The 13,258-nt window shown below is 62.5% G+C and carries 11 protein-coding genes; 5 read left to right on the top strand and 6 right to left on the bottom strand.

The window, feature by feature from the left end:
• The coding region (locus ACFDTG_RS08065; RefSeq protein WP_375290509.1) for a CNNM domain-containing protein at positions 1–516 on the bottom strand (516 nt) is incomplete at its 3' end.
• Positions 517–699: 183 nt separating this feature from the next.
• Between ACFDTG_RS08065 and ACFDTG_RS08060 the strand changes: the two genes are divergently transcribed.
• On the top strand, positions 700–1,398 hold the full coding sequence (locus ACFDTG_RS08060) for an OmpA family protein (RefSeq protein ID WP_375290508.1): 699 nt from the start codon (positions 700–702) through the stop codon (positions 1,396–1,398).
• A 97-nt stretch (positions 1,399–1,495) separates the two neighbouring features.
• Here ACFDTG_RS08060 and ACFDTG_RS08055 read toward each other — a convergent pair whose 3' ends face one another.
• The gene (locus ACFDTG_RS08055) at positions 1,496–2,284 is read right to left on the bottom strand and encodes a 3'(2'),5'-bisphosphate nucleotidase CysQ (RefSeq protein WP_375290507.1); all 789 of its coding nucleotides are present in this window, start codon (positions 2,282–2,284) and stop codon (positions 1,496–1,498) included.
• A gap of 120 nt (positions 2,285–2,404) precedes the next feature.
• Between ACFDTG_RS08055 and sucC the strand changes: the two genes are divergently transcribed.
• Positions 2,405–3,604 carry an ADP-forming succinate--CoA ligase subunit beta gene (sucC, locus tag ACFDTG_RS08050; RefSeq protein ID WP_375290506.1) on the top strand — a complete coding sequence of 400 codons (1,200 nt, stop codon included), beginning with the start codon at positions 2,405–2,407 and terminating at the stop codon, positions 3,602–3,604.
• Positions 3,605–3,620: 16 nt separating this feature from the next.
• Here sucC and ACFDTG_RS08045 read toward each other — a convergent pair whose 3' ends face one another.
• A complete protein-coding gene (locus ACFDTG_RS08045) occupies positions 3,621–4,511 on the bottom strand; it encodes a DUF6265 family protein (RefSeq protein WP_375290505.1) in 891 nt (296 codons plus the stop codon).
• Between the two features lie 186 nt (positions 4,512–4,697).
• Between ACFDTG_RS08045 and ACFDTG_RS08040 the strand changes: the two genes are divergently transcribed.
• The 3 genes from ACFDTG_RS08040 to ACFDTG_RS08030 are packed head-to-tail and all read left to right on the top strand — an operon-like array spanning position 4,698 to position 7,444.
• Positions 4,698–5,450, top strand: a complete 753-nt coding sequence (locus ACFDTG_RS08040) for an electron transfer flavoprotein subunit beta/FixA family protein (RefSeq protein WP_375290504.1) — start codon at positions 4,698–4,700, stop codon at positions 5,448–5,450.
• A 60-nt stretch (positions 5,451–5,510) separates the two neighbouring features.
• On the top strand, positions 5,511–6,440 hold the full coding sequence (locus ACFDTG_RS08035) for an electron transfer flavoprotein subunit alpha/FixB family protein (RefSeq protein ID WP_375290503.1): 930 nt from the start codon (positions 5,511–5,513) through the stop codon (positions 6,438–6,440).
• 47 nt (positions 6,441–6,487) lie between these two features.
• Positions 6,488–7,444 carry an energy transducer TonB gene (locus ACFDTG_RS08030; RefSeq protein WP_375290502.1) on the top strand — a complete coding sequence of 319 codons (957 nt, stop codon included), beginning with the start codon at positions 6,488–6,490 and terminating at the stop codon, positions 7,442–7,444.
• 14 nt (positions 7,445–7,458) lie between these two features.
• Here the strand turns inward: ACFDTG_RS08030 and ACFDTG_RS08025 are convergent, their stop codons facing one another.
• The 3 genes from ACFDTG_RS08025 to ACFDTG_RS08015 form a co-directional block, all read right to left on the bottom strand.
• Positions 7,459–8,673: a DUF445 domain-containing protein gene (locus ACFDTG_RS08025; protein ID WP_375290515.1), complete on the bottom strand. Its 1,215-nt coding sequence runs from the start codon at positions 8,671–8,673 to the stop codon at positions 7,459–7,461.
• Positions 8,674–8,741: 68 nt separating this feature from the next.
• Complete coding sequence (locus ACFDTG_RS08020) at positions 8,742–11,942, bottom strand: efflux RND transporter permease subunit (protein WP_375290500.1); 3,201 nt, start codon at positions 11,940–11,942, stop codon at positions 8,742–8,744.
• 3 nt (positions 11,943–11,945) lie between these two features.
• Positions 11,946–13,139 carry an efflux RND transporter periplasmic adaptor subunit gene (locus ACFDTG_RS08015; protein ID WP_375290499.1) on the bottom strand — a complete coding sequence of 398 codons (1,194 nt, stop codon included), beginning with the start codon at positions 13,137–13,139 and terminating at the stop codon, positions 11,946–11,948.
• Positions 13,140–13,258 lie beyond the last annotated feature (119 nt).

Here is a 13,258-nt window from a genome sequence, read left to right as displayed (position 1 = left end):
CACGCCAAGCGCGCGAATCAGGATGCCCGAGGAAACGTCGAGCAGCGAAACCAGCGGCTTGGCAATGCTCGCGAGCATCATCATGGGAAGCGCCATGGCGATCGCCACGGGGACCGCGATCTGCAGCGCGATCTGCTTGGGCACCAGCTCGCCCACGACGAGACTGAAATAGGTGGTCAGGGCGATCACGCTGACGAAGCCCGCTTCCGCGGCATATTGCGCGGGCACCCCCAGCGCCGCGAGCCGCTCTCCGACCGGGACGCCGAGGCTGGAGCCCGAATAGGCGCCGGCGATGATCCCGATCAGCGTGATGCCGATCTGTACCGTGGAGAGAAACTTGCCCGGATCCGCCGCCAACGAAAGCGCGGCCTTGGCCCCTTTCGATCCCTTGTCCGCAGCGCTGCGCAACCGCGCCGTGCGCGCAGATACGATCGCAAGTTCGCTGAGCGCGAATACGCCGTTGAGCAGGATAAGCCCGGCGATGATGAGGAGATCGGTCCAGGGAAAGGGCGTCACGGTGTCCCCCGCCTAGCAGAAAAGAAGCGCACCGCCAGTGGCTTCACGCCGCTATTTGCGGAACTTCCGCCACGGGCCGGTGTTTGTGGGGAAAGGCGCCCAGGTGGAAGAGCGCCGGAAAACGACAATTTTGGGGGCCGCTCACAGACAGGGCGGGCACCGTTCGCAAGGGAAAACACTGAAATGAAGACACCTCGCCTCTTCGTCGCCGCCATGGCCTCGGCATCGCTGCTGACCGTAAGCGCCTGCGTCACCGATCCCAATACCGGCGAGCAGAAGGTTTCGCGCACCGCCATCGGCGGCGTCGGTGGTGCCGTTCTGGGCGGGCTGCTGGGCGGCGTGATCGGTGGCCGGACCGGGCGCATCGTAGGCGCCGTGGCCGGCGGGGCGGCCGGCGGGTATGTCGGCTACCGGATGGACGAGCAGATCAAGGAACTGAAGGAAGGCACCGCCGGCTCCGGCGTGGACGTGACCGAGGTGGACAACGGCCAGGCCATCCTGGTCAACTTGCCGGACGGGGTGACCTTCGCCACCGGCAGCGCCTCCATCAACCAGAACTTCCGCAATACTCTCGACCAGGTTGCGGCGAGCTTGAAGCAGTATCCCAACAGCCTCGTCGACGTTTACGGCTACACCGACAGCACCGGTTCGGATTCCTTCAACCAGAGGCTGTCGGAACAGCGCGCGCAGGCCGTTGCCAATTATCTTATCAGCCAGGGCGTCGCGAGTGCGCGTATCCGCTGGCAGGGGTTTGGTGAGAACTCGCAGTACTTCAAGGGCGACAATTCGACCGAATACGGCCGCTCTCTCAATCGCCGCGTCGAGATCAAGATCGTACCCTTCGACGAGGAGGATGTAAGAGCCGCGCAGCAGGCGCAGTAATTCCAGCGGTCACCGCATAAACGAAGGCGTCAAGCACTTCGGTTCGCAGGAAAGGGGTCGGCCATGGGCCGGCCCCTTTTTGTCGCCAGCTCGGCGATTAGCGGGGGACGGAGGCGAGTTCGGCGGCCCGATCCGACAGGCGCTCCAACGCCGCCCGCTGTATTCCGGGTGCGCAGACCAGCATGCCGAAGGCGCGCGGATCGCGCTTGTTGAAGGTTAGCGGATGACCGAAGGCATCGCCCACCGCCGCCCCGGCTTCGCGGGCGATCAGCGTCGCAGCCCCGATGTCCCATTCATAACCCCAGCGCAGCGTCGCGCAGAGGTCGGCCTCATCGGAAGCGACCATCGCGATGCGCAAGGCGATGGAGTTGGGGCGGGCGACGGGCTGGAGATCCGCGTCAGTCTTGGGCAGCGTATCGGCAGGCACGCGCGCACCCGTCAGTTGCTGCCGGGTCGAGGCTTGCAGGCGCATGCCATTGCGAAGGGCACCGCGCCCCGCTTCCGCTTCCCAGCTTTCTCCGCGCCCCGGCGCTTCCAGCATTCCAATCAACGGCCTTCCCCCGCTTACCAGCGCGACCGAGACCGCCCAGCCCGGCCGTCCGCGCAGGAAATCGCGGGTCCCATCGACCGGATCGACCAGCCAGACCAGTCCCCTGGCGAGGCGATCGGAATTGTCGGCCGTCTCTTCGGAAAGCCATCCGGCGGATGGCAGCAGGGCGGAAAGCTCCCGCTTCAGGAACTCGTCCACGGCCAGATCCGCGTCGCAGACCGGATTACCCGGCGACTTATCCCAGCTGCGCACGCCATGGCCCGCGCCCGGCCACATGCCGGCGGCCACCCGTCCGGCTTCTTTGACGATGGAACGGAGGCGGTCTCTGTCGATCATGCTTGGCGTCTCGTGCGAGTGCACCGGGTTCGGCCCCTTTTCAAGCCGTCCCATCCATGCTTATGCCGCCCGCGACTCTTCCCCGGTTTTATACTTTCTTGCGAGGATCCCAGCACACCCATGAATATTCACGAATATCAGGCCAAGGACCTGCTCGCCAAATACGGTATCGCCATCCCCGCCGGATACGCCGCAACCTCTGCTGAAGAGGCAGTGGCAGGCGCAAAGAAGCTGCCGGGGCCACTTTATGTCGTGAAGGCGCAGATTCACGCAGGCGGCCGCGGCAAGGGTAAATTCAAGGAACTGGCGCCCGATGCGAAGGGCGGCGTGCGCCTGGCCAAGTCCATCGATGAGGTGGAGGCCAACGCCAAGGATATGCTCGGCAACACGCTGGTCACCGTGCAGACCGGCGATGACGGCAAGGAAGTGAACCGTCTCTACGTCACCGATGGCGTCGATATCGCCAAGGAATACTACCTTGCCCTTCTGGTCGATCGCGCCAGCGGCCGCGTCGCCATGGTAGTGAGCACCGAAGGCGGCATGGACATCGAGGAGGTGGCCCACCACACGCCCGAGAAGATCACCACGATCACCATTGATCCCGCGCAGGGCTTCATGCCGCACCATGGCCGTGCCGCGGCCTTCGCGCTCGATCTTTCGGGCGATACGGCCAAGCAGTGCCAGAAGCTCACCAAGCAGCTCTACACCGCCTTCACCGAACTCGATTGCGAGATGCTCGAGATCAATCCGCTGGTCGAAACCGACGATGGCAAGCTGCTGGTGCTGGACACCAAGATGAGCTTCGACGGCAATGCATTGTTCCGCCACAAGGACGTGGAAGACCTGCGCGACGTGACCGAGGAAGACCCGGCCGAGGTCGAAGCGAGCGAATACGATCTCGCCTATATCAAGCTGGACGGCAACATCGGCTGCATGGTCAATGGCGCAGGCCTGGCCATGGCGACGATGGACATCATCAAGCTCAACGGCGCTTTCCCCGCTAACTTCCTCGATGTGGGCGGCGGCGCGACGACCGAGAAGGTGACGGCGGCGTTCAAGATCATCCTCAAGGATCCGGCGGTCGAGGGTATCCTCGTCAATATTTTCGGCGGCATCATGAAGTGCGACGTCATCGCCAACGGTATCGTCCAGGCGGCCAAGGACGTGAACCTCTCGGTTCCGCTGGTCGTGCGACTCGAAGGTACGAACGTCGATCAGGGCAAGGCGATTCTGGACAATTCCGGTCTGGCCATCGTCAGTGCCGATGATCTGGGCGATGCGGCCCGCAAGATCGTGGCCGAAGTGAAGAAGGCGGCCTGAGCGCCGCCTTCGAACATTATCGCATAGGTTCGGGTTCCGGCAGCACTGGCGCGGTGCTGTCGGGATACGTCAGCCAGGTCTGCCAGATCGCATGTGTCCGCGCGTTTGTCAGCGCAATCCGGCAGTCCAGCGCCATCACGGTGCGGATCGTGCCATCCGACCAGTCTTCAAGCACGGCGTCGCATTCGCCATTCGCATAGGCTGCGAAGGCCTGCTGCGCAGACCGCATCTTCGCCTGCAATTGCGGGCGCGCCTTCTCCTTGTCCAAGGCCGCGGCGAAATATCGCTCCATGCGCGCTTCCACTTCCCCGAGGCGCGCGGCCCAACAGGCGTTCATTTCCGGCGTGGTCGCGGCATCAGGGCATGAGGCGGCCGGAGCGTTCGCACCCTGCCGCTTAAAGCGGAACACGAGTTCCTGAGGCTCGGGCGCGTCGCTTTTCATGCGGACTGCCACCACCATTCCGTCGTCACCATCGCAGCGATAGGTCAATGCCGTGAAATAGGCGGCGCACGGTTCAAGCGCGATCAGGCGGAAGGTCACCATTTCCTCCCGGTCTTCCCACCCGACCAGATCCGGTCCGAAATGCTTCAGCCGAACTGCAAGCGAGCCATCCAGCGGGCCGAGATACATGTGCTCCGTCAACATGATCTCACCCTCCGGCGTTTCCTGGACGAAGGTGCCGACCATGGTCCCGCCGGTGGTGGGAGCCAGCCAGCTCTCATGCGCGTCGCCGCCCTCAATTCCCGTACCGCTCCAGCGGCCGACCAGCCACGCCAGCTGGTCGATCGTCGCAGCAGGGGGCACGTGATCCTCAGGCGCTATCCGGGTTTCCTGCCCTCTCGCGGGCACGCCGGCGGACCATGAAAAGATGGCGAGCAGCAGCATGGCAATCGTCGGCAAACGCATGAAAGGTCTCCCTGCTCGGGGAGGGCCGAAACTATTTACCGTCTCACACATAGTAAAGCCTATAAACTGCGGGCTTGACCCACTCCGCCCCCCGAGCAAGGGAAGCGGGAGAGACCGACAACAGATTGACGTTTACGTAAACGCAAGGTAGGCGCCTCGCAGACCATTCGAGAGGAAGGATATCGCATGAAAATCCTCGTCCCCGTAAAGCGGGTGATCGATTACAACGTGAAGCCGCGGGTTAAGGCCGACGGCAGCGGGATCGATCTCGCCAACGTGAAGATGAGCATGAACCCTTTTGACGAAATCGCCGTCGAAGAGGCGATCCGACTTAAGGAAGCGGGCAAGGCGGAGGAGATCGTCGCGGTCTCCATCGGGCCGGCAAAGGCGCAGGAAACATTGCGCACCGCGTTGGCGATGGGTGCGGACCGTGCGATCCTGGTGCAGGTCGACGATGACGTGGATGTGGAGCCGCTGGCCGTCGCCAAGATCCTGAAAGCGATCGCGGACGAGGAACAGCCGGGCCTGGTCCTGCTGGGCAAGCAGGCGATTTCCGATGATAGCAACCAGACCGGCCAGATGCTGGCGGCGCTGATGGGTCGTCCGCAGGGCACCTTCGCCAACACCGTGGAAATCGACGGCGACAGCGTGACCGTGAAGCGCGAAATCGACGGCGGGCTGGAAACGGTGAAGCTGACGCTTCCCGCCATCGTTACCACCGACCTGCGCCTCAACGAGCCGCGCTATGCCTCGCTTCCCAACATCATGAAGGCGAAGTCCAAGCCGCTAGCGAACAAGACCCCCGCCGATTACGGCGTGGACGTCGCACCGCGCCTGAAGACGCTGAAGGTCGCCGAACCGCCGGTTCGCCAAGCGGGTGAGAAGGTCGAGGACGTCGATGCGCTCGTCGCGAAGATCAAGGCGCTCGGCATCGCCTGAGATGCCGTCAAACCGGGACCCTCATAGCCTGAGCATCCCCGGACGAAGAGGATATTTGACATGAAGACACTGGTCTGGGTCGAACACGACAATTCCGCCCTGAAGGACGCAACCCTGTCCGCCGTGACCGCCGCCGGAAAGCTTGGCGACGTCGATCTGCTGGTGGCCGGCAGCGGCTGCCGCGCGGTGGCGGACGAAGCTGCCAAGATCGCGGGGGTCGGCAAGGTCCTGCTGGCGGACGATACCGCCTATGAACACGGCCTGCCCGAAAACGTGGCGCCGCTGATCGTGGATCTCATGAGCGATCACGATGCGTTTGTCGCGCCTGCCACCACCACGGGCAAGAACATTGCCCCGCGGGTCGCGGCATTGCTCGATGTGATGCAGCTCTCGGACATTCTGTCTGTCGAGGGTGACAAGACCTTCACCCGTCCGATCTACGCCGGCAACGCCATCGCAACGGTCGAATCCAGTGACGAAAAGCTGGTTGTCACTGTGCGGGGTACCGCTTTCGACAAGGCGGAGCCGGAGGGCGGATCCGCAGCGATCGAAGACGTGTCGGGCGCAGGCGATGCCGGCATGTCCAGCTTCGTTGGCCAGGAACTCGCCAAATCGGAACGTCCGGAGCTGACGAGCGCCAATATCATCGTTTCCGGTGGGCGCGCGCTGAAGGATGCGGAAACCTTCCAGGAATACATCATGCCGCTCGCGGACAAGCTCGGCGCGGGGGTCGGTGCCAGCCGCGCCGCGGTCGATGCGGGCTATGTCCCGAACGATTATCAGGTCGGCCAGACCGGCAAGATCGTGGCTCCCGAAGTGTATTTCGCGATCGGTATCTCCGGCGCCATCCAGCACCTTGCCGGGATGAAGGATTCCAAGACCATCATCGCCATCAACAAGGACGAGGATGCACCGATCTTTCAGGTCGCCGACATCGGCCTGGTCGGCGACTTGTTCAAGATCGTTCCGGAACTGACCGAAAAGCTCTAGCCTATCATCGATCTTCGAATTTCAGTATGAGGTTGAGGCCACCGTTGATGGCTTCGATTTTTACTGGGAGATTGATGGTCGGCGTGTTGGCGGTTCGCTCCCCATGGGTGCTGGCAATATTGGCAGGGCTTGCTTCGAATGCGCGTGCGTCCGAGGTCATAACCCTGGAGCCATCATCTGCGTGGAGCCTAAATTATGCGAATCAGAGCTGTCGTCTGATGAGTGTCTTCGGGCATGGGAAGAACGAGAGCGTCATGCTGATCGAACAATTCGAGCCTGGCGAACGTTTTGCGATGACCTTGGCCGGGCGCCCCTTTAGTTTTGCCCGGCGATTGCAAAATCGCATTTCTGAAGGCCAGGTTGTTAAAGAAAACGCACCAATTAGCCTGCGTTTCGGAGCGAACAAGGCCTTTAAGCGCACTGCTATGATAGGCACGTTAGGAAAATGGGCCCCGGCGTTAATTTTTCGCAACAAATTAGCGATCTCTCCGGAAAATTTCGATTATGATAAGGGTGGGACTGTCCCCCCTTATTCAATGCATTACACACGTGAGGAAGAGGCGGCGGTCGATCGATTATCCCTCGGTTACGATGGGGACGACCGCGTAGTTCTTGTGACTGGATCGATGGGAGACGCCTTTTCCGCGTTGGACGATTGCACAGAACGGCTAGTTTCATCTTGGGGGCTCGATCCGCAACGCGTGAGATCGCAACGCTCGCCTCCAACTGCGTTGAACGAGGGAGAGTGGCTCACCGATGCGGACTATCCGCGTAATGCGATAAAAGGACTACAAGAAGGCCTGCTTTATGTGCGTGTAATCGTAGACAAAGAAGGCATCGCTACCTCGTGCGCGATCCAAAGCGGAGCGAGCATCGAACAGTTTCGAGAGCTAGTATGCGATGCGATAATCAAGCGAGCACGTTTTGACCCTGCAATCGATGCTGACGGCAGCCCCTTTGCATCGTACCATACGAGTTTGGTTCTTTTCAAATTGTCAGACTAACCTGTTTGATTAGATCACAGCAGCAATACCAGGGCATGGATTGCAACCCCTACCAGCCCGCCCACGAGGGTGCCGTTTATGCGGATGAACTGGAGGTCGCGGCCCACCGCGCCTTCGACCCGGTCCGTAATCGTGGTGGCATCCCAGCGCTTGACCGTCTCCGACACCAACTGGACGATCTGCCCGCCATAGCGTGACGCAACGCCCACCGCCGTGCGTCGCGCGAAGCGATTGACCTGCCACTGCAGCCGGGGATCGTCGCGCAAAGCGACGCCCATCTCCGTGAAGCTTTCGAACAGCGCGGACAGGCTGGCATCGGTCTTGCCCTTCCCGCGAACCATGTCGATCAGCCCGCGGCGCAAACGCTCCCACACGCCCTGCCACCACACCGCCACGGCGGGGTTCGCAATCAGTTCGCGCTTCATCCTCTCAACCTTGTCGCGCGTCTCTTCATCCTCGACCAGATCATTCGCCAGCTTGCGCAATCCCTCTTCCACCTTGGAGCGCAAGGGATGGTCGGGATCCACCAACACCTCGGCCAGCAACTTATAGAGCCCGTCCAGGACCGAATTGGCGAGCCTTTCGTCCAGCCCGGTAAAGCGCAGCAGCGTGTTGGCGCGGGCATGGATCATCGCGCGCACCATCTGTTCGTTGTCTTCCAGCACCAGGCCAGCCCAACGGATGGCACTGTCGATCAGCGGCTTGTGGCGCCCGTCCGCAATCATGGTGGAAAGCAGCTTGCCGAGCAGCGGCGCCACCGGAAGCCGTTCAAGGCCACTGGCGAGCGCGGCGCGGACCTGCGTACCGAGCCGTTCGGGATCGAGCGATTGCAGCACTTCGACCAGAAGCTCGCCCGCCCCGGCCCTCACCCGCGATGTTCCCCCCGGCGTGGGCTCGGCCAAGTAGCTGCCGACAGCATGGGCCAGGTTCATCTCGCGCATGCGCCGCGCAACCACGGCAGGTGTCAGGAAATTCTCGCGCAGGAACCCCGCCATCGTATCGGCGATGCGGTCCTTGTTTTCAGGGATGATCGCAGTGTGCGGGATCGGCAGCCCGAGTGGATGGCGGAACAGCGCGGTGACCGCGAACCAGTCCGCGAGCCCGCCAACCATTGCCGCTTCCGAGAAGGCATGGATGAAACCCCAAATCGGGTGGGCGTCGAGGAAGCGGCCTGAGATCGCGAAGATTACCGCCATCAGCACGAGCAACCCCGTCGCGGTGCGGCGCATCACCCGCGCGCGATCAGGCGTGATGGCAGCTATGCGGGGCGCCACGGGCGCGGGAAGGTCCGGCGATCTCACTCTGCGGGGAGTGCCGTCCCATCAGAGCGTCCGTCAACCCCGGACGCGCCATCGCGCTTGGGATCATAGGAGAGGAAGGTCCGCCGAAGCTTCGGCCCCAGCCTCCGTTCGATACCCGCCGCGAGGCTGAAACCCGCCGGAACGATCAGCAGCGTGAGGACCGTGGAAAGGACGAGACCGCCGATCACCACCGTGCCCATCGGCGCGCGCCACGCACCATCGCCCGACAGCGACATGGCGGTGGGGACCATGCCCGCCGACATGGCCACCGTGGTCATCACGATCGGCTGGGCACGCTTGTGTCCGGCCTCGACGATAGCCTCGAACCGAGTCATTCCCCTGTCCATCTCCTCGAGCGCGAAGTCGACGAGCAGGATCGAATTCTTCGCGACGATACCGAACAGCATGAGGATGCCGATGAACACGGGAAGCGAGATGGGCTGGCCCAGAAGCTTGAGCGCGATCAGGCCGCCGAGAGGCGCGAGCAGCAGCGACCCCATGTTAACCAACGGGCTCATCAGGCGGCGATAGAGCAGGACGAGAACCGCGAAGACGGAAAGGATACCCGTCGCCAGTGCGATCGTGAAATCTCGCAGCAGTTCCTGGAGGAACCGATCGGATCCGGCCTTGGTATTGCTGACCCCGGTAGGCAGGTTCTGCATCAACGGCAGCTTGGCGATCTGGGCATCCGCGACGCCCTTGTCCACACCGGGCGCAAGGTCGGCACCGATATATACGCGCCGCAGCCGATCGTAGCTTTCGATGGAGGTCGGACCTGCCCCGAACTTGATATCGGCAACGCGGGAGAGCGGTACGGAGCCGCCACTTGCCGTAGGGACGGGCAAGTTCTGAATGGTCGAGAGATTGCCACGCGACTGTTCGGGCAGCATGACCCGGATCGGAACCTGCCGGTCGGACAGCGAGAACTTGGCAGCGTTCTGATCGATCTCGCCGATGGTGGCGATGCGGATTGCCTGGCTTAGCGCCGCCGTCGTGACGCCGAGCGAAGCGGCGAGGTCGCTGCGCGGTGTGATAATCAGTTCCGGCCGCTGAAGATCCGCTTCCACCCGCGGGGCACGGATCGAGTCAAGGCCCTGCATCTGTTCCACCAGCTGCAAGGCGGTGCGATCGAGCAGTTCCGGATTGCTACCCGACAGCATGACCGAGATATCGCGCCCGGAACCGCCCGGAGGGCCATTCTGGTTTTGCTGGAAATTTACGCGCGCGTCGGGGATCTGCTGGAACTTGATCGCCACTTCCTGTTCGAACTGCAGGCTCTTGCGCTCACGATCCTCGCGAAGGTTTACGTAGATCGAACTGCTGCCTTCATTCACCCGCTGCTGGATCGTCTCGGGTTCCTGTTCGGCGCGCAGGATATCAGCGACTTGGTCCGAGACCTCCTCGGTCTGTTCCAGCGTTGTCCCGGGTACCATCTCGATGCGGACCGTGCTGAAATCGAGATTTGTGTTCGGGAAGAACTGCATGGGCGTGGTCGCGAACATCACGATCGTGAGGGCGAACGATGCAAGGCCGATACCCATCACCCAGATGCGATGGTCGAGGAAACGTGCCTTGATCCGCCTGAAGATCCCAATCTTGCCATGCTTTTCAAGCATGCGCTCGCGATATGCGACGGCCTTGCGCCGGTCGATCGACCATTCGAGCACCCGGGTGTACTGCCGGATCCATTTTCCGTCGGCATGGGGCGCCGCGCCGTGTTCACGCAGGAAATAGGCCGCGATAAGCGGCGTAATCATGCGTGCCACCGCGAGGCTCATCAGCACCGCGGCGACAACAGTGAGGCCGAAGTTCTTGAAGAACTGTCCGGCCACGCCCGGCATCAGGCCGACGGGGAGGAATACAGCCGCGATAGCGAAGGTGCACGCGACCACCGCGATGCCGATTTCGTCCGCCGCATCGATCGACGCCTGATAAGCCGTCTTGCCCATGCGCATGTGCCGGACGATGTTCTCGATCTCCACGATCGCGTCGTCCACAAGAACGCCCGCCACCAGGCCGAGGGCGAGCAGGCTCATGGAATTGAGCGAGAAGCCCAGCATGTCCATGAACCAGAAGGTGGGGATGGCGGAGAGCGGGATCGCAATCGCGGCTATGATGGTCGCGCGCCAGTCCCGGAGGAAGAAGAAGACCACCACAACGGCCAGGATCGCACCCTCGATCATGGCGGCCATCGAACTTTCGTACTGGTCCTTGGTATAGGTTACCGAATTGAACAGTTCGGTAAACTTGATGCCGGGATTCTCTTTCTGGATCTCGTCGAGGACTGCGATGGAATCATCATAGACCGAAACGTCGGATTCGCCGCGCGCCCGCTGGATGCCGAAAGTAACCACCGAACGTCCGTCGACCTTGGCAATGCTGCGGATTTCGCTTGCCCCATCGGAGACCGTTGCGACGTCGGACAGCTTGACCGTACGGCCGCCGCCCAGCGAAATCTGCTGCTGACCGAGTTGGTAGGCCGTTTCCGCATTCCCGAGCACGCGGACAGACTGGCGTGAACCGGCGATCTCGGACTGCCCGCCACCGGCATCGACATTGGTCTGCCGCAGCGTCGCGTTGATCTGCGCTGCGGTAACGCCGAGCGCCTGCATCCGGGCGGGATCGAGAGTTACGCGGATCTCCCGGTCGACGCCGCCCCTGCGCGAAGCGGCCGCTACTCCGGGAACGGCCAAAAGACGTTTCGTCACGACATCGTCGGTGAACCAGCTCAGCTGCTCCATGGTCATGTCGTCGGCGGTCACCGCGAAACTGACGATTTCGTTGCTGGAGGTATTTACCTTAAACACCCGCGGCTCGAGAATACCTTCGGGCAGATCGCCTCGAACCTGATCGACAGCCGCCTTGACCTCGTTGACAGCGTTGTTGATGTCCTCCCCGATTTCAAACTGGATCTGGGTGGTCGACGATCCTTCGGTTGCGTCGCTGGAGACGACATCCACGCCTTCGACCGATGCGACGGCGCTTTCGACCTTTTCGGTGATCTGCGTGTAGATTTCGCTTGGTGCGGCGCCAGGCTGGCTGATGTTTACGACCACGACACCGAATTCGATGTCGGGATCGTTCTGTACGCTCATGCGCGAAAAGCTGAGGAAGCCGGCGAAAAGCAAGCCGGCGAACAGGACGAGCGGGACGATCGGATTTCTGATCGACCAGGCAGAAATTCCGCGCAGGCCCATGTTTCAGTTCCCGGCCTTGGTCAGCTTGGGCTTCACCCGATCGCCTGGATTGAGGAACCCGCCGGCGCGAAGCACCACCCGCTCCTGCCCCGATAGTCCGTCGACTACGGCGATACCGCGATCGGTTACCAGCCCGGTTTCGATACCGCGGCGCACCACCTTATCATCCTTGTCGATGATGTAGACGTAATTGCCCTGCGCATCGGACATGATGGCACTTTCCGGCAGCATCGGCGCGACCACCGTGCCCGACTGGATCACGGCGCTGGCGAATCCGCCCGGGCGCAGGCCCGGCGCATAGCTGAGAGCGACCCGGGCGATACCCTGACGCGTCTGCGCATCGATGACGGGGTCGATCTGCCAGATCTGTCCGGAATAGGTTTTGTCGAGACCGACCGGTCTCACCGTGACGGGCGTACCGACCGAAACGCTGGCGAGATCTTCTTCCCCGAGCCGCGCCAGGAGCTCCATCTCGCCCCCTTGGGCAATGGTAAACAGCGGCTGCGACCCGGCGCCAACCGTCTGGCCGCGCTCGACATTGCGGGTAAGGATAAGACCCGAGGTTGGCGCCACCACGCTGAGGCGGTCGTTGCGCGCCCGCAATTCCCGAAGAGTCGCTTCCGCGACGCGGACGCGCGCGTTGGCGGCATCGCGGGTGGCGGTGAGGCGATCGACGTCGGCGGTGGATACGAAACCGCGATCGACGAGCTTGAGCGCGCGTTCCAGATTGGACTGCGCCAGATCGGCATCCGCCCGTGCGACCTCGACCTGCGCCGCGGCGCCGCTGGCCTGCTGGTTCTGGACCGACCGATCGATCGCCACGAGTGCCTGACCCTGGCGGACCCAGTCGCCCCGATCGACCGGAACGGAAATCACACGGCCCCCTTCGCCCACCACGCCGACCGGAACTTCACGGCGAGCGCCCAGTGTGCCCGTCGCGTTGATGGTTCCCTCTATGGTGGCGTTGCCCGGCGCCACGACAGTCACCACCGGCAACTGATCCGCCTGATCCCCGGCAGGTGTGGTTTCCCCACCACCACGCCCGAAGATGAAAAAGGCCGCTATGGCAAGCGCCAGCCCGGCCAGAACGAACCACGGCCAGCGACGGCGCGACCGTTCCTCCTCTATGAGAGGGGCTTCCAAAGTGCCGTGCAGGCTTTCGGCCTTGTCGGCGGATATTCGCGTCTCGTAATTCATGCCGATTTGCGCATTGTCCCAAGCCGCGCCGTCCCGTTAGAGTGGGATTTCAGCGTCTGTCAGGCTCTATAGCGAAGTGGCATGAAGGGCAATCGGCCACTCGACGGGCTGCGATTTGC

This window comes from Qipengyuania sp., from assembly GCF_042095715.1.
Taxonomy (GTDB): domain Bacteria; phylum Pseudomonadota; class Alphaproteobacteria; order Sphingomonadales; family Sphingomonadaceae; genus Qipengyuania.
The sequence above is the reverse complement of the archived record's forward strand: the minus strand, read 5'-3'. Positions and strand labels throughout refer to the sequence as shown.

Coding starts and splice junctions, on each gene's coding strand:
- ACFDTG_RS08025 (WP_375290515.1), bottom strand. CDS start 8,673: ATGCGCCGCACCGCGACGGGGTTGCTCGTGCTGATGGCGGTAATCTTC.
- ACFDTG_RS08015 (WP_375290499.1), bottom strand. CDS start 13,139: ATGAATTACGAGACGCGAATATCCGCCGACAAGGCCGAAAGCCTGCAC.
- ACFDTG_RS08055 (WP_375290507.1), bottom strand. CDS start 2,284: ATGATCGACAGAGACCGCCTCCGTTCCATCGTCAAAGAAGCCGGACGG.
- ACFDTG_RS08030 (WP_375290502.1), top strand. CDS start 6,488: ATGGCTTCGATTTTTACTGGGAGATTGATGGTCGGCGTGTTGGCGGTT.
- ACFDTG_RS08040 (WP_375290504.1), top strand. CDS start 4,698: ATGAAAATCCTCGTCCCCGTAAAGCGGGTGATCGATTACAACGTGAAG.
- sucC (WP_375290506.1), top strand. CDS start 2,405: ATGAATATTCACGAATATCAGGCCAAGGACCTGCTCGCCAAATACGGT.
- ACFDTG_RS08060 (WP_375290508.1), top strand. CDS start 700: ATGAAGACACCTCGCCTCTTCGTCGCCGCCATGGCCTCGGCATCGCTG.
- ACFDTG_RS08035 (WP_375290503.1), top strand. CDS start 5,511: ATGAAGACACTGGTCTGGGTCGAACACGACAATTCCGCCCTGAAGGAC.
- ACFDTG_RS08020 (WP_375290500.1), bottom strand. CDS start 11,942: ATGGGCCTGCGCGGAATTTCTGCCTGGTCGATCAGAAATCCGATCGTC.
- ACFDTG_RS08045 (WP_375290505.1), bottom strand. CDS start 4,511: ATGCGTTTGCCGACGATTGCCATGCTGCTGCTCGCCATCTTTTCATGG.